Annotated in this window: 18 protein-coding genes and 1 pseudogene; 12 read left to right on the forward strand and 7 right to left on the reverse strand. The window is 72.3% G+C overall.

The window, feature by feature from the left end; genetic code table 11:
• Nucleotides 1-198: 198 nt before the first annotated feature.
• Together JO379_RS33790 and JO379_RS31745 are read right to left on the reverse strand one after the other, a co-directional pair.
• Nucleotides 199-1,860: pseudogene (locus tag JO379_RS33790) on the reverse strand (D-alanyl-D-alanine carboxypeptidase family protein); the annotation flags it as partial.
• A gap of 205 nt (nt 1,861-2,065) precedes the next feature.
• Nucleotides 2,066-2,299, reverse strand: coding sequence for a DUF5988 family protein (locus JO379_RS31745; RefSeq protein ID WP_209518203.1), 234 nt, complete (start codon nt 2,297-2,299; stop codon nt 2,066-2,068).
• Nucleotides 2,300-2,475: 176 nt separating this feature from the next.
• On the opposite strand from JO379_RS31745, the gene JO379_RS31750 reads away from it, so the two are divergent.
• Nucleotides 2,476-2,799, forward strand: a complete 324-nt coding sequence (locus JO379_RS31750; RefSeq protein ID WP_130880462.1) for a DUF6087 family protein — start codon at nt 2,476-2,478, stop codon at nt 2,797-2,799.
• A 50-nt stretch (nt 2,800-2,849) separates the two neighbouring features.
• Here JO379_RS31750 and JO379_RS31755 read toward each other — a convergent pair whose 3' ends face one another.
• Together JO379_RS31755 and JO379_RS31760 are read right to left on the reverse strand one after the other, a co-directional pair.
• Nucleotides 2,850-4,106, reverse strand: coding sequence for a glycosyltransferase (locus tag JO379_RS31755; protein ID WP_209518205.1), 1,257 nt, complete (start codon nt 4,104-4,106; stop codon nt 2,850-2,852).
• Nucleotides 4,107-4,269: 163 nt separating this feature from the next.
• Nucleotides 4,270-5,385 (reverse strand): alpha/beta hydrolase family protein, encoded by a 1,116-nt coding sequence (locus JO379_RS31760; protein ID WP_209518206.1) that lies wholly within the window; start codon nt 5,383-5,385, stop codon nt 4,270-4,272.
• A 233-nt stretch (nt 5,386-5,618) separates the two neighbouring features.
• Between JO379_RS31760 and JO379_RS31765 the strand changes: the two genes are divergently transcribed.
• From JO379_RS31765 to JO379_RS31815, 11 genes are all read left to right on the forward strand, one after another.
• Nucleotides 5,619-5,951: a gas vesicle protein GvpO gene (locus tag JO379_RS31765; RefSeq protein ID WP_130880465.1), complete on the forward strand. Its 333-nt coding sequence runs from the start codon at nt 5,619-5,621 to the stop codon at nt 5,949-5,951.
• Between the two features lie 76 nt (nt 5,952-6,027).
• Nucleotides 6,028-6,459 carry a gas vesicle structural protein GvpA gene (locus tag JO379_RS31770; protein ID WP_130880466.1) on the forward strand — a complete coding sequence of 144 codons (432 nt, stop codon included), beginning with the start codon at nt 6,028-6,030 and terminating at the stop codon, nt 6,457-6,459.
• Nucleotides 6,456-7,172, forward strand: coding sequence for a GvpL/GvpF family gas vesicle protein (locus tag JO379_RS31775; RefSeq protein ID WP_130880467.1), 717 nt, complete (start codon nt 6,456-6,458; stop codon nt 7,170-7,172). The genes JO379_RS31770 and JO379_RS31775 overlap by 4 nt, the downstream gene beginning before the upstream one ends.
• A 6-nt stretch (nt 7,173-7,178) precedes the next feature.
• Nucleotides 7,179-7,415 (forward strand): gas vesicle protein GvpG, encoded by a 237-nt coding sequence (locus tag JO379_RS31780; protein ID WP_130880468.1) that lies wholly within the window; start codon nt 7,179-7,181, stop codon nt 7,413-7,415.
• Nucleotides 7,412-7,966 (forward strand): DNA primase, encoded by a 555-nt coding sequence (locus tag JO379_RS31785; RefSeq protein ID WP_209518208.1) that lies wholly within the window; start codon nt 7,412-7,414, stop codon nt 7,964-7,966. The genes JO379_RS31780 and JO379_RS31785 overlap by 4 nt, the downstream gene beginning before the upstream one ends.
• Nucleotides 7,959-8,996 carry an SRPBCC family protein gene (locus tag JO379_RS31790; RefSeq protein WP_209518210.1) on the forward strand — a complete coding sequence of 346 codons (1,038 nt, stop codon included), beginning with the start codon at nt 7,959-7,961 and terminating at the stop codon, nt 8,994-8,996. The genes JO379_RS31785 and JO379_RS31790 overlap by 8 nt, the downstream gene beginning before the upstream one ends.
• A complete protein-coding gene (locus JO379_RS31795; RefSeq protein ID WP_130880471.1) occupies nt 8,993-9,337 on the forward strand; it encodes a gas vesicle protein in 345 nt (114 codons plus the stop codon). The genes JO379_RS31790 and JO379_RS31795 overlap by 4 nt, the downstream gene beginning before the upstream one ends.
• The gene (locus JO379_RS31800; protein ID WP_130880472.1) at nt 9,334-10,170 is read left to right on the forward strand and encodes a GvpL/GvpF family gas vesicle protein; all 837 of its coding nucleotides are present in this window, start codon (nt 9,334-9,336) and stop codon (nt 10,168-10,170) included. Before JO379_RS31795 ends, JO379_RS31800 begins: the two co-directional genes overlap by 4 nt.
• Nucleotides 10,167-10,385 carry a gas vesicle protein gene (locus tag JO379_RS31805; protein WP_130880473.1) on the forward strand — a complete coding sequence of 73 codons (219 nt, stop codon included), beginning with the start codon at nt 10,167-10,169 and terminating at the stop codon, nt 10,383-10,385. Before JO379_RS31800 ends, JO379_RS31805 begins: the two co-directional genes overlap by 4 nt.
• The gene (locus JO379_RS31810; protein WP_130880474.1) at nt 10,382-10,657 is read left to right on the forward strand and encodes a gas vesicle protein K; all 276 of its coding nucleotides are present in this window, start codon (nt 10,382-10,384) and stop codon (nt 10,655-10,657) included. Before JO379_RS31805 ends, JO379_RS31810 begins: the two co-directional genes overlap by 4 nt.
• Before the next feature lie 72 nt (nt 10,658-10,729).
• Nucleotides 10,730-11,782, forward strand: a complete 1,053-nt coding sequence (locus JO379_RS31815) for a questin oxidase family protein (protein ID WP_209518212.1) — start codon at nt 10,730-10,732, stop codon at nt 11,780-11,782.
• A 42-nt stretch (nt 11,783-11,824) separates the two neighbouring features.
• Here the strand turns inward: JO379_RS31815 and JO379_RS31820 are convergent, their stop codons facing one another.
• The 3 genes from JO379_RS31820 to JO379_RS31830 form a co-directional block, all read right to left on the reverse strand.
• Nucleotides 11,825-12,475 carry a LysE family translocator gene (locus tag JO379_RS31820; RefSeq protein WP_209518214.1) on the reverse strand — a complete coding sequence of 217 codons (651 nt, stop codon included), beginning with the start codon at nt 12,473-12,475 and terminating at the stop codon, nt 11,825-11,827.
• 87 nt (nt 12,476-12,562) lie between these two features.
• Nucleotides 12,563-13,384, reverse strand: coding sequence for a polyphosphate polymerase domain-containing protein (locus JO379_RS31825; protein ID WP_130880477.1), 822 nt, complete (start codon nt 13,382-13,384; stop codon nt 12,563-12,565).
• A complete protein-coding gene (locus tag JO379_RS31830; protein WP_130880478.1) occupies nt 13,381-14,013 on the reverse strand; it encodes a DUF4956 domain-containing protein in 633 nt (210 codons plus the stop codon). The genes JO379_RS31825 and JO379_RS31830 overlap by 4 nt, the downstream gene beginning before the upstream one ends.
• Nucleotides 14,014-14,250 lie beyond the last annotated feature (237 nt).

Here is a 14,250-nt window from a genome sequence, read left to right on the forward strand (position 1 = left end):
CTTGAGGTCGGCGGTGGCCACCAGCGGGGTCCTGCCGTCCAGACCGTCATCGACATAGCCGACGACCTGGCCCTTCTTCACCACGGTCGCCGAGACGAGACCGTCCCGGATCCCCGCGATCACCTTCTGGGTGTTGTCCAGCGCCCGCTTGAGATGGGCGTTGGAGTCCCCGCCGGGTGAGCGCTGATCCATCGTCACGCCGAGGATCAACTGGTCCTTGCCGTCGACCGTCCGGTAGGCGGCCCACATCAGCGCACCACCGGCCGGCGTGGTCGAACCGGTCTTGATGCCGGCCGTGCCCGGCTGCGTCGTCAGGAGCGCGTTGTTGTTGTAGATCGGCTTCTCCAGGCCGGGGATCGTGGCGCTGGGCATCCGGACGACCTGCCGGAAGACATCGTTCTGCATCACTGCCTCGGCCAGCTTGAGCTGGTCGGCGGCGGTGCTCCTGGTCGACTCCAGGAAGCCGCTGGGGTCGGTGTAGACCGTGTCCTTCATGCCCAGTTCCCGGGCGACCTTGTTCATCTTCTCGGCGAAGGCGTCCTCCGACCCCGCGTCCCAGCGCGCCAACTGCCGGGCGACGTTGTTACCGGAGGGGATCATCAGCATCTGGAGCATCTGCTCCTGTGTGAACCGCTGACCCGCCTTGAGCGGCACCCTCGACTCGTCCTTCTTCGCCGAATCCGCCTCCGCCTGGGCGTCGAGCGTGATCTGCTCCCCGCTCTCGCCCTTCTTGAGGGGGTGTCCCTTGAGGATCACGTACGCCGTCATCACCTTGGCGACGCTCGCGGTCGGTACGGGCTTCTGCTCACCGGAGGTGCCCAGGCTGCCCGCGCCCACGACCTTCGCCGCGGACTGCCCGTGGTCCGGCCACGGCACGGAGAAGCCACCCTGGAACGTGTAGGACGCCGAACCCTCGAGCGCGAGCGTCGGCTGCGGCAGCGGGCGCACCATCTGCGCGGTCACGACCCCGACCGCGAGCACCCCCGCCACGGGGCCCCAGATCTTGAAGCGCCGTGCGGCCGAGCGCATCGGTGTCTGCGGCGGGGCCGGGGTGTTCGTCAGCTGCGCCAGCAGGTCGATCGGGGGTCCGGGCCGCTGCTCCGGCTGCCCGGCACCGGGCTGTGTGCCCGGCGCCGTGCCCGGTCGTGCGGTGATGGCGGGGCGGGGTACGGCGGTCGGCCGCTCGGCTGCCTTCGGGCCGGAGCTGCCGGCCGCCGGAGGCCGGGGCGGGGCGACCGGCGGGACCGGCGCGGTCTCCCGCGCCGGTGTCGGTGCCTGGGCCGGCTTCACGGCCGCCTGCCGGTCGGGCTTCCTCGCGGCCGGCCGGGGGCCGTCCCCGCTCGGGGCGGTGGCGGGCGCCGGGTGCCTTTCCGCGGTCGACGGTGTTCGGGCGGTGTCCGCTCCCGCGTCCGCTGCCGCGCCGAGGGCCGGCAGTACCGCTGTCGCCTCCGCGGCGGAATCGGTCCCGCCCGCCGCCCAGCGGGGCGTCTGCCGGGACTCGGACTCGGCGGGTGCCTTCGCACCGTCCGACGCGGGCTTCCGCCCCGTGGTGCCCGCCGACAGCGAGCGCCTGGGGTCGGCGGGTATGCCGTCGTCGGCACGGGCGTCGTCGGCCGTCGACGGGCGCGGCGATGCGGCCCAGGCGGGTGATGCCCCGGCCCCGGCCTTGGCCTTTGCCTTGGGCGCGGACGGCGCCTCCGGTGCCTGCGGTGCCTTCGGCCGGGTCGGTTCCTCGGTCTCCGACGGCGCCTTCACCTCGGACGCTTCCTCGGTCTCGGGCGGTGCCTGCGTGGGTCCGGTCGAGGACTGGACCTGCTTCGACTCGTCGGGGGACTCGCCCGTCACCGACAGCTCTTTCATACGCCGCACTGCCTTGCCTGTGTTGTTGATGAGGATCCGCGTCCCGGGGCCATGGCGGTGCTGGTGGAGTCCCGCGCACGCCCCGTCGGCGTACAAGACGGGAGGACATACCTTCTGGTTCCCCGTGGAAAACACCTATCTGATCATGAAGGGGGTATTCCTCGGACGCGGGGCACCCGGGGCGAGGCGGCGAGGGGCGGGCGGCCTATTCGGCGATGGCGGTCGAGTGGGACCACGCGAAGACCGCGAGCTCGCGGCCGCCCCCCACGGCTTGGGTCCGCGTCGTGCGGGCGAAGTGCTCGTTCTTGTTGAGGTGCGGCACCGTCACCTCGGTCGAATCCCCCTGGCCCGGAGGCAGCCGCCAGGTCGGGGGCAGCTCCGCCGGCCCTCCGACCAGGAAGATTTCCGTTCCGGCTGTCTGAGGCTCGTCGGTGGGCACGGTGTCTCCTCCACTCGATGAAAACTGGATGAATCGGGCGCTGATGTCAACGATCAACAGATGCGCGGGACACGGTTCCTGACGCCCGCCCACCGGCCGGCGGCCCCTCGCGAACGGCACCCGCGACGTCGGGCAAACGCTGGCGGGAGCGAGGGCGGCTACGCCATGCTGGCGCGATGGACGAGGAACCCCTGAAGGACTGGGCGCAGCGGCGCGAGGCGGACCGGGAACGCAAGAAGGGCCGGCTGCGCGCGGTGCCGCTCGGGCCGGGGCGGCACCGCGGATTCCATGTGCATCCGCAGGCTCCGCGCGTCATCGAGCAGTGGGACGGCTACGAGTGGACGCCGGTGACCGTCGCGGACGATCTGGCCGCGGCGCAGGACCTCCTCCACCCGACCGATCCCGCCGGAGACCCGGCGGGGGAGTGGGACCGCCCGGCCCCGGGGAAGCCTCCCGGGAAACACCGCAAGCCGGAGCGCACGGACCGCCGGGAGACGTGAGGGCGCGGCCGGTCGTTCGGCGGCCGGGCCCGGCGCGGCGGCCGGGTGGGTCATGAACGGACCGGCAGCCGCTCCACGGCTGCCACGACTCCCGCCGCGCCGTCCTCGGCGTTGATCCGGGCGGCGAGCGCCTGGGCCCGGTGGCGGTGGGCGGGCTCCTCCACGGCCTGCCGCAGTGCCGCCGCCAGCCGGCCGGAGGACAGCTCGGCCAGGGGAACGGGCCCGGGGCTCACCCCCAGGGCGGTCAGCCGCCGCGCCCAGAACGAGGCGTCCAACTGGGCCGGTACGGGGACCGCGGGTACACCGGCCCGCAGCCCGGCCGCGGTGGTGCCGGCGCCCGCGTGGTGGACGACCGCCGCCATCCGCGGGAAGAGCCAGTGGTGCGGGATCTCGTCGACGGCCAGGACGTCGTCGCCGGTGACCGACAGATCCGACCAGCCGGTCTGGACGACCGCGCGGACCCTGGCCGTCCGCAGGGCGGACCCGATGACGGCGCCGAGCCGTTCGGCGTCCGCGACGACCAGGCTGCCGAACCCCACGTACACCGGCGGCGGTCCCGAGGCGAGGAAGTCGGCCAGCCGGGGCGGTGGCCGCCAGTCCGGCGGGGGCGAGGGCCACCAGTAGCCGGTCACCTCCATGCACGGCGGCCAGTCGGACGGCCGGGGCACCACGCACGGGGAGAAGCCGTGCAGGAGGGGCATGCCCTGCCGGATGGCCCGCCGCCGTTCGGCCCCGGCGCTGCGGCGGGGCAGCCCGAGCTGTTCGCGCAGCTCGCGGACGGGGGGTGTGATGAGCCGGTCGACGGCCGACTGGAGGGCGTGGCCCATGAGCAGATTGCCCCGGCGGCCCAGGGAGCGGGTCCCGGTGAGCACGGGCGGGAACTCCCCGGTGGGGGCGAGCGGCTGGAGGAAGAGACCCGTCGTGGGCACGTCGAGCGCTTCGGCGACGACCTGGCCCAGGGGCGCCGTGGTGGCCGACAACAGCAGCAGATCGGTGCCCTGCCGTGCCGCGTCGAGCAGGCCCCGCCCCAGGGCGGGCATGATGGTGCGGCCCATCCGCAGCAGTTCCATGACGGCCGTCGCACCGGTCCCGGCGCGGAGGATGCGCTGCCCGGCGGCAGAGGCGAGCTGGGCGCGGGGATCGAGGGGCAGGGAGCGGAAGCCGAGACCGGCCTGTCCGACGAGGCCGGCGAAGCCGTCGTGCGTGGCGATCGTCACCTCGTGACCGGCCTGCCGCAGGCGCACTCCGAGCCCGGTGTAAGGGGCCACGTCGCCGCGGGACCCGACGGTCGCGATCAGAACACGCATGGCAGGCAGTATCGCGGAGCCGGGGTGGGATGGGTACCGCGGCGAACGGTCGGTGGCCGGCGTCGCGCGGGACGTGCGCGGGCCCACCGGCCGGTGAGCCGGCGTCGGGCGGGGCCGGGTGCGGCCCCGCCCGACGGGACGGCCGTCGTGCCGTCCCGATGGGCTACTTGACGAAACGGACCTCGGGGTAGGCGGCCGAGGGCCGGTCCAGGAGGGGGCTCGGCCGGCCGCGCAGATGCCGGTCCATGAAGGCGGCCACGTACGCCCGGACGACGGGGGTCGCCCGGTCCCCGGGGAGGGTGCCGAAGGCCATGTCCCGCTGGTCCGCGGGGATCCGATTGCCGAGGTCGAACCGGCTGCCGATCCAGGGGACGTCGGTGAAGGTCATGTGGCCGCCCGTGGGCACGTCGAGCCAGCGCTGCCAGCCGGAGAAGTGCCGCCGCCGCTCGTTCCAGTTGGCGTTGGGCACGGAGTCCTTGGTCCGCTGGGCACCGAACAGCAGCACCGGACGCTTGAGGGCACGCGCCGGCGGGGCGGTGAAGAAGTCGCCGTCCAGATTGGCCGCGGCGTCGACACGGGAGTCGGTGCCCAGGAGTTCGACGGCGCTCGCGCCGCCGATGGAGTGCCCCGCCACGGCGATGCGGGTGGCGTCGACGCGGACGCCGGTGCCCGGGCGGGTCAGCCGGTCGAGCAGGAAGCCGATGTCCTTGACCCGGTTGGGCACGACGCGGCCGAAGTCCGGGCGCTCACAGATCAGGCACGGTTCGATCCGGCCGCCGGGGAACTCCACCGGGGCCTCGTAGGTGTGGTCCAGCGCGGCCACCACGTAGCCGCGGCCGGCCAGTTCCTCGGCCAGGGTGGTCAGCGTGAGGCGGCTCATCCCGAACCCCGGGGACAGGACCACCAGCGGGCGGGCAGCGGGCGCTGCGGGGGCGTTCACGGTGGCATGGGTGCGTACGGCGGCGAGCGCGTCCGTGCCGAATATGGCCGTGGACAGCGCGGCGGACGCGTACGGGGCAGGCCGGGCGGAGGGTCGCAGCGCCGGGTACCACAGCGACGCCATCAGCTGACGGTGGCCCGCTTCCGGCTTCCACGGGTCGGTCCGGGTGGTGTCCACCAGATGCAGGGACTTGGTGCCGATCAGCTGTTTCCCGGTGGGGGAAGGCAACTCCGGCGCGGTCGGCGGGGACGCCGCGGCGGCGGACGGTATGCCGCCGAGAACGGCCAACAAGAGGGCGAAGCAAGCGGCAGCAGCCGACCGCAAGGGATGACGTGACATGATCACACGTTACGACGGACCTGAGTGTATGCAGCAACCGGTCCACGGAGGCGCGGCGGGACCCCGCTTCGGCGCGGGAGGAGCGGCGGCCGGGAGGAGCGGCGTACCGCCGACGAGCGCGGGTACGCGGCGCGTATGGACACGCAAGCAAAGCCTTCCCTCGCACCCGCCCCGCCCCACGGGGCGTCAGGTTTGAGCACTCCCCGACGGGTAACGCGGTGGGCGAGGCCGATATGACGAACACAGCGCACGGCTCCGACGTTTCGGGGAACGGCGCGGGGAAGAAGCGGAGCCCCGAGCAGGGACGCCCGCCGTCCGCCGTGGAAATCCTGCGGCTCGCCCGCGCACAGTTCGCCGAACTCACCGGCACCCAGCCGGAGTCGGTCTCCTCCTTCGAACGCGCGGAGGACGGCTGGGTCGTCCGGGTCGAGGTCCTCGAACTCGCCCGGGTGCCCGACACGATGAGCCTGCTCGCGACCTATGAGGTCATGCTCGGGCCGGACGGCGAGCTCACCACGTACAAGCGCGTCCGGCGCTACGAGCGCGGGAAAGCGGACCCCACCTAGCGGCTCGGTCCCTCGGCCGCTAGGGACGTCACGCACGCCCCGCGCACACCGACCAGCCAAAGGAGGACCGGACGACATGACGGTTGTTCCGGCACAGCAAGGCCGCGGTGGCGGCGGTACCAGTGGACTCTACGACGTCCTGGAACTCGTCCTCGACCGAGGCCTCGTGATCGACGCCTTCGTGCGTGTCTCGCTCGTCGGCATCGAGATATTGAAGATCGACATACGGGTCGTCGTCGCGAGCGTCGACACCTATCTGCGGTTCGCCGAGGCGTGCAACCGGCTCGACCTGGAAGCCGGCCCGAACCGCAGCCCGGGGCTGCCGGAGATGGTGGGCGAGATGACCGAGTCCGGGGCCCGCGGCAAGACCAAGGGCGCGCTGTCCGGCGCCGCCCAGACCGTCTCGGACGCCTTCCAGCAGGCCCGTGACGAGGGCGAGAGCCGGTCGGAAGCCAAACCGCGAGCCCGGCGCACCGCTTCGAACCGCAGGAAGGAGGAACAGGAGTGAGCACCTACGTCTACGGCATCGCCCACCGCTCGCACCCCCGCCCCGACACGGAGCTCGCCGGTGTCGGCGACCCGCCACGGCCGGTCCGCACCCTGGCCGAGGGGGAGCTCATCGCGCTGGTCAGCGACGCGCCCGAGGACCTCCGGCCCAAGCGCCGGGACCTGCTGGCCCATCAGCGTGTCCTCACCCACGCCGCCGCCGGGGGCCCGGTCCTGCCGATGCGGTTCGGCGGGGTGTCGCCCGACGACGCCGCCGTGAAGTCGGTGCTGGCCGACCGCGCGGAGCACTTCGAGGAGCGGCTCACGGCCCTCCACGACAAGGTCGAGTACAACGTGAAGGCCTCGCACAACGAAGACGTCATCCTGCACCAGGTACTCGCCGACAACGCCGAGCTGCGCGCCCTGACCGAGGCCAACCGGGCCGCGGGCGGCGGGACCTACGAGCAGAAGATCCAGCTCGGCGAGCGCATCGTTGCCGCCGTCCAGCAGCGCGAGACACGCGACGCCGAAATGGTCCACGACACCCTCATGGGCATCGCCGCGGCCGTCAGCCGCGGCCCCGCGTCCACCGGCTGGCTGGTGAGCGTCTCGTGCCTGGTCGCCCGCGCGGATACGGCCCGGTTCCTCGCCGCCGTCGACGCGCTGATCAAGGACAACCCCCAGCTCGAGATCCGGCTCAGCGATCCGCTCCCGCCCTACAGCTTCGTGGAGTGACGTCCCATGGGCCTGCTGGGCGAACTGTTCCTGCTCCCGGCGGCACCGGTCCGCGGCACCCTGTGGGTGCTCGGGCGGGTGGCCGCCGAGGCCGAGCGGCAGTACTACGACCCGTCGGCCGTGACACGTGAGCTCGCCCTCCTCGAGGAACGACTGGAGGCCGGCGAGATCGACGAGGCCGAGTTCGACCGCCGCGAGGACGAGCTCCTCGACAGACTGGAGAAAGGCACACCGTCGACATGAACAACAGGACGGCACTGGGGCTCGCCGTGGGCGCGGGCTATCTGCTGGGACGGACCAAGAAGGCGAAGCTCGCTTTCGCCGTCGGGACGTTGGTGATGGGCAAACGGCTGAACGCCGGTCCGGGCGCGCTCACCGGCCTCGTCACCGACCGGCTGCGGGACAACCCGCAGTTCAAGGAGCTCGGTGATCAGCTGCGCGAGGACCTGCGCGGTGTGGGCAAGGCCGCCACCGGCGCGCTCGTCAACCGCCGGATCGACGCGCTCGCGGACCGGTTGCACGAGAGCACCCTCGACGTGCGGGACCGGATCTCCGGTGTCGCCCCCGACCTCGACGACGAGGAGGAGGCAGAGGACACCGCTCCGGAAGACGCGGTGGACGAGGACGAGGACGAAGAAGACGGCGCGGAGCAGCGGGTGCGCAAGACGGCCCGCAAGCCGGCCCGCAAGGCCGCGAAGCAGCAGACGCCGAAGAAGCAGGTCCCGAAGAATCCGAAGAAGAAGCCGGCGGCCCGGAGGGCGGCCCCGTCGCAGGGAGGCCGGTCCCGTGGCTGACACCGAGAGCGGCACGCAGAGCGCCGGGAAGGGCGTGCTGGGCACCGTCGACGCCAAGAAGGCCGACCGCCTCAAGTCGGAACTGACGCATTACGCGCTCGCGCAGACCGAACGCGCGCTGGCGGGCCTCGGCCGGAAGCTCGGCGAGAGCACCGTCAAGCTCAACGACATCGCGGAGGGCCGCAGTCCGGGCTTCGCCCGGCTGGCCCTCGACGGCGGCCGCAAACTCGCCGAGGGCAAGGGTCCCCTGCGGGCCGGGGTGGAAGTCGGGGCCGCGCGTCTGAAGGACGGCGCCAAGGGGCTGGCCCAGCAGGTGGCCCAGCGGATCGGGAAGGCCGGCGCACGCGGCCGGAAGGGCGAACGCGGGCGGAAACCCACCGTCGTCATGGAGTCCGTCGACGTCGGCGTGCCGGTGCGTGAGGCCTACGACCAGTGGACCCGCTACCAGGACTTCCCGGCCTTCGCCGAAGGCGTCGAGGACGCCGGGGCGGTGGACGACACCGGCTCGGAATGGGACCTCAAGGTCTTCTGGTCCAGCCGTCACTGGACGGCACACACCACCGAGCAGATCCCCGACGAGCGGATCGCCTGGACGGCGCACAGCGCGAAGGGCACGGGCAAGGGCGTCGTCACCTTCCACCCGCTCGGCGACAGCCTCACCAGGATTCTGCTGGTCATCGAGTACTCCCCCAAGGGGCTCTTCGAGCGGACCGGCAACATCTGGCGCGCGCAGGGCCGCCGGGCGCGACTCGACCTGAAGAACTTCGCCCGCTATATCGCGCTGCGCGGCGAGGCCGAGGAGGGCCGCCGCGACGAGATCCGCGACGGAGAGGTCGTCCGGTCGGACGACGAAACCCAGGCGGAGGACGACGAGGCGTACGCCACCGACGACGAAGTCGGCGCGGCAGAGGAAGCGGAATACGACGACGAGTACGAGGACGATCCGGACGCCGAAGACGACGTCGCCGAGGACGCCGAGGACGCCGAGGACGAAGACCGCGGCGGGCGCGGCCGGAAGAGCCGTCGATGACGATGCCGAGCCGACTCCCCGACCCCTACGTCCCCGACGGCACGAGTGCGAATCTCGCCGACATCCTGGAACGCGTCCTGGACAAGGGCGTCGTCATCGCCGGGGACATCCGGATCAACCTTCTCGACATCGAACTGCTCACCATCAAGCTCCGCCTGGTCGTTGCCTCGGTCGACAAGGCGAAGGAGATGGGAATCGACTGGTGGGAGACCGACCCCGCCCTGTCGAGCGGCGCCCGGCGGCGTGAACTCGCCGAGGAGAACGAGCAGTTGAAGCAGCGGATCGCGGCCCTGGAGGCGGGGTCGTCCGACCGGCCGGCCGAACGCGAGGAACCGGGATGACCGAGCTGTGTTATGTGTACGCCGTGACCCGCCCCTTCGACGGCACCCTGCCCGAGGGCCTGGCAGGGGTCGCCGGCACACCCCCTCGTCTGCTGGCGCACGACGGGCTCCTGGCCGTCCTCGGCGACGTACCGGCCGATGACTTCTCCGAGGAACCGCTCCGCGCCCGGCTGGAGGACCTCGACTGGCTCACCTCGACGGCCCGTGCCCACGAGGCCGTGATCGGGGCCCTGGCCGCGGTCACCTCCCCGCTGCCGCTCCGCCTCGCGACGGTCTGCAACGACGACGGGGGAGTGCGGCGCCTGCTCGACTCCGGGCGCGAGCGGTTCACCCGCTGCCTGGAGCGCCTGGACGGGCGCGTCGAATGGGGCGTGAAGGCCTACGCGCGGGAAGCCCCGGAATCACCACGCGACGACGCCACCACGTCGACGGGTCCGAAGGGGCCGACAGGGCCGACGGGCCCGGCGGGCCCGACGGGGGCGCCCTCGGGCCGGGACTATCTGCGGCAGCGGCTGCGGCAGCGCAATGCCCGGTCGAGCATCCTGGCGGAGGCGGACACCGGGTCCCGGCTGCTCCACCAGGAGCTGTCCCGGCTCGCGGAGGACGTCCGGGTGCACCGGCTCCAGGACGCCCGGCTGCCCGGTGTGCCCCGCGGCAACGTCCTCAACGCCGCCTATCTCCTGCCGCGTGAGCAGAGCGGGGCGTTCGTCGAAGAGGTGCGGCGGCTCGGTGCGCGAAGCCCCGGGATCCGGGTGGAGCTGACGGGCCCTTGGGCGCCGTACTCGTTCGCCGACGTGACCGACCCGGCCCGCGAAGGAAGCGAGGGACGATGAGCCTCGCCCCGCACGGACAGCGCGAGGTGAGCCTCGTGGACCTGCTCGACCGGTTACTGGCGGGTGGGGTGGTGCTCACCGGGGACCTGACCCTGCGCATCGCGGACGTCGACCTGGTGCGCATCGACCTGAACGCGCTGATCAGCTCGATCGGCCCCCAAGTCGCCTCCCCTTTCGAGGTGTACGACGACGCGGACGATGAGGAGGAGGCATGAGCCGGCGGGTGGAACTCGGCCCCGACACGGTGGAACGCGACCTGGCGCAGTTGGTCCTCACCGTCCTCGAACTGCTCCGGCAGCTCATGGAGCGCCAGGCGCTGCGCCGGGTGGAAACCGGTGACCTCGCCGCCGACCAGGAGGAACGCATCGGTATCACGCTGATGCTCCTCGAGGACCGGATGGCGATTCTGCGGGAGCGGTTCGGGCTGCGGCCCGAGGACCTGAACATCGACCTCGGTCCTCTGGGCCCGCTGCTGCCCCGGGACTGACGCGGCGTACGACCACCGGTGTAGGGCCCGAGCCCGTTACGGCCCGGGCGGCCGTCGATCTAGCCTCGGGCCATGGACACAGCGAACGGGACACTCGACGAAGCCCTGCAACGCCTGCACGCCTGCGGCCCCGAGTACCGGGGGTATCTCAGCAACCACGGACCGATGGCCGTGGAGGCCCTGGCCCGCCGGGGCCAGGCCGGCACCGTCCACCGCTGGCTCGACGCCTACGAGGCCAGGCTGGAGGACGTCCCGAGCCCGCGGGCCCGGATATCGGACGACGACTGGCACGAGGCGCTGGGCGATCCGCGCCGGGTCAGCGACTGGATCGCGTACTTCTCCCGCCAGATGGCCGTGCGCCCCTGGCGGGAGGTACTGACCGAGTGGTGGCCGCGGCTGCTGCCCGGCATCGCCGGAGCCGCGGCCCATCCCGTGATCCGTGTGGGCCATGCCGTACGCACCCTGCTGGTGGAGGGCGAGGACGCACCGCGCGTCGCGGAAGTGGCCCACGCCCTCGGGTACTGGGCGGCCCGGCACACGCTGCTGCCGGTGACCGTGCGCCCCTCGGGCACCTCCGCACCCGCCGACGCCCTCGCCGCCCTTCCCCGGGCCACCGATCCGAGTGGCCCCCCGGTGGAGCGGTTCCAGCTGCTGCCCGGTACCCCGGGCTGGCTGCGGACCGCCGAATCGCTGCACGTCCCCACGGACCCGGAGGCCATTCGCGAGGAACTCACCGCCCTCGTGCGGGCCACCACGTTCCACTACGGCGCGTACGGCCACGGCGACCCGGTCATGCTGGTCCACGCGACGACGGCGCCGAGCGCCGTTCTGCGGACCCTGCCCGTCCTTCCCCACGAGTTGTGGGGCCCCTCGTTCGCCGTGGCGTGGGCGGCGAGCGCGGCCATCACCACCGTCTATGCCGCGGACACCCCGCGGCCGGCGTCCCCCGACGCCTCCTCGATGACCCCCGAGGAGGTCTTCGAGGAGGCCGCCCGCAGCGGCGACGCGCACGCGATCAAGTTCGTGGACACGGCCCTGGACGTGGCCGCCACCAGCGAGGAGGGTGACAGCCGCGCCCTGTCGGCCGCGCTCAAGGCCGTCCGGCTGATCGAGAAGGACGACTGACACCACGTCGGGGCGGCCGCCGCCCGCCCCGGGAGCCGGTCGTCAGGGCGCGGCGACCACGGCGCGCGAGCGGTCGGCGGCGATCCGCACGGCGAAGGCGGCCAGCGCGGTGCCCATCGCGTAGCGGTGGATCCGGGCCCACAGCGGGCGCCCGGAGAAGAACGAGGCGACAGAACCCGCCGTCAGCACGAAGACGCCGTTCATGACGACGCCCACGAAGATCTGGGTGAGGCCCAGCACCAGGCTCTGTGCGGCCACATGACCCTTCTCCGGCTCGACGAACTGCGGCAGCAGCGAGACGTACAGGATGGCGATCTTCGGGTTGAGCAGGCAGGTCAGCAGCCCCATGCCGAACAGCTTGCGGGGCCGGTCGGCCTCCAGCTCGCGGGGCGAGAAGACGGACGACCCGCCCGGCCGTACGGCCTTCCAGGCGAGCCAGAGCAGATACGCCGCACCGGCCAGCTTCAACGCCAGGTAGATCTCCGGGACGAGCGAGAACACCGTCGCGATGCCCGCGGTCGCCGCCACCAGATAGACGAGGAAGCCCACCCCGACACCGGCGAGAGAGACCAGCCCCGCCCGGTACCCCTGGGACACCGAACGGGACACCAGATAGATCATGTTGGGCCCGGGGGTGATCACCATCCCGAACGCCACGACCGCGATGCCCACTATCGCGCTGATGCTGACCATGCACGTCTCCTCAGTGTGTGAACGTCGAATAAGGCCGACACGGGGGAGGAAACGCTTGATCGATTGAAATGCTTCCCCTGGGGGCCGTCACGTCCCGGCGTCGAACGCGCGACGCGCGGCGCGGCGCCAGCGGTTGGCGGGGAGGGCGGGGCGCAGGGCCGCGAACGCGCCGCAGTACTTGGTGAAGACGGCCGGCCGCACACCGTGGGAGTGCAGCAGGAGGTCCGCCTCGGTGAGGTGCCCCGCCGTCTTCGTCTCGACCAGGACGAGCTCCGGGTCGCAGCGCACCGTCCGGCCCGCGCGCAGGTCCTCGCAGACCAGCCCGGCGTCGCAGGTGATGCGCTCGCCGTCGGCCACCAGGGTCGCGCGGAGATAGTCGGTGCTCAGCGACGGGTGCAGTGCGGCGGGGGAATCGATGCCGTAGACGCGGTGGAGGGTGTCGGCGAGAAAGGCCCGGCAGCGGCCGTCGAGCGGGGTGTCCTCGCCGGTCAGCGGCCGGCGGTGTTTGACGGTGTCACCGCGCCGCCCCTTGAGCTTGATTTCGAACTGCCGCTCTCCCGAGTCCTGGTACACCCGCTCGCGGATCTTGAAGCGGAGCCGTCGGCCCTGCCGGTGGTCGTGGAAGGAGCGGAGCCCGGGGGTGTCGTAGTAGACCGAGTGGTACCGGAAGGCACGGCGGTCGTCGATGGTCAGGGCGCGGAACGGGCCGCCGGGCCGCCGGGGGTCGGTCAGCCGCTCGGCCATGCGCAGGTAGATGTCGACGGGTACGAGATAGCTGCGGTCGAAGCGGGCGAGCAGTTCGGCCCGCTCGTTGACCTCGGCGAGGGAGATGGCTCCGGTGCCGTGGACCGCCTCGCCGATGGCCCGCACGGCCGCTGCCGCCGGCGGTGCCTGCGCGATGGTGGTCATGCCGCCTCCCAGGCGGGGGCGGTGGTGCGCACCGTCTCCGACGGCTCGGCCCGGCGGATGTCCGCCCCCGGCTCGGGCTCGCGGTAGCGGACGTCGACGATCGTCAGATCGCGGACGAAGTCGACCTCCATGACCGTCCACTGGAGGGGCTCGCCGAGGCGGCGGGCGAGATCGGCGCGCAGCGCGGCCGGGTCGCTGTGGACGGCGTCGAGCGTGACGACCGTGCGGCGCGAGCGGGCGAGCAGCCGGGGGTGGTCGGCGCCGTAGATGACGAGGAGCAGCAGGGCGCTCAGCGCGGCCGCGAGGGAGAACGCCAGGTGCGGCAGCCCGCAGATGAGGCCGAGGACGAGCGTGGTGAAGTAGTAGGCGACCTCCTCGTGCTGGACCGAGTCGGAGCGGAGCCTGATGATCGACAGCACGCCGAAGAGCCCGAAGCCGAGTGCGGTGCCACCGTTGCCGCCCACCTCCGCGAGGGCCGCGACGACGGTGAACAGGGCGACGTTCAGGGCCAGATAGGCCGGTACGAGGTCGCGCCGCCGGTGTCGCGGATAGTAGATGGCGAAGGTCAGCAGGCACACTGCGGCGAGATCGAGCCCCAGATGCGCGGCGAGGTGTCGTAGGGAGTCCATGGCTTCGCTCTCTCTGGACGTTCGAAGGAATGCGGACGTAGAGAGAACTCTGGGTGAACAAGTGCACACATGTGAGTGGACATTGCGGATCGTTGACGGAACCGGATGAGGACTGTCCGGAAGGACACCCGTCCTGTCGCATTCGACGTTCTTGCGGTGCGGTGTCCCACCTCTCACCCCGGCCCCGCTCTGTCCCTCCCGTACGACCCGCAGGGCGGGGAGGGACAGACGGTGCCC

Source organism: Streptomyces syringium, assembly GCF_017876625.1.
Classification (GTDB): Bacteria; Actinomycetota; Actinomycetes; order Streptomycetales; family Streptomycetaceae; genus Streptomyces; species Streptomyces syringius.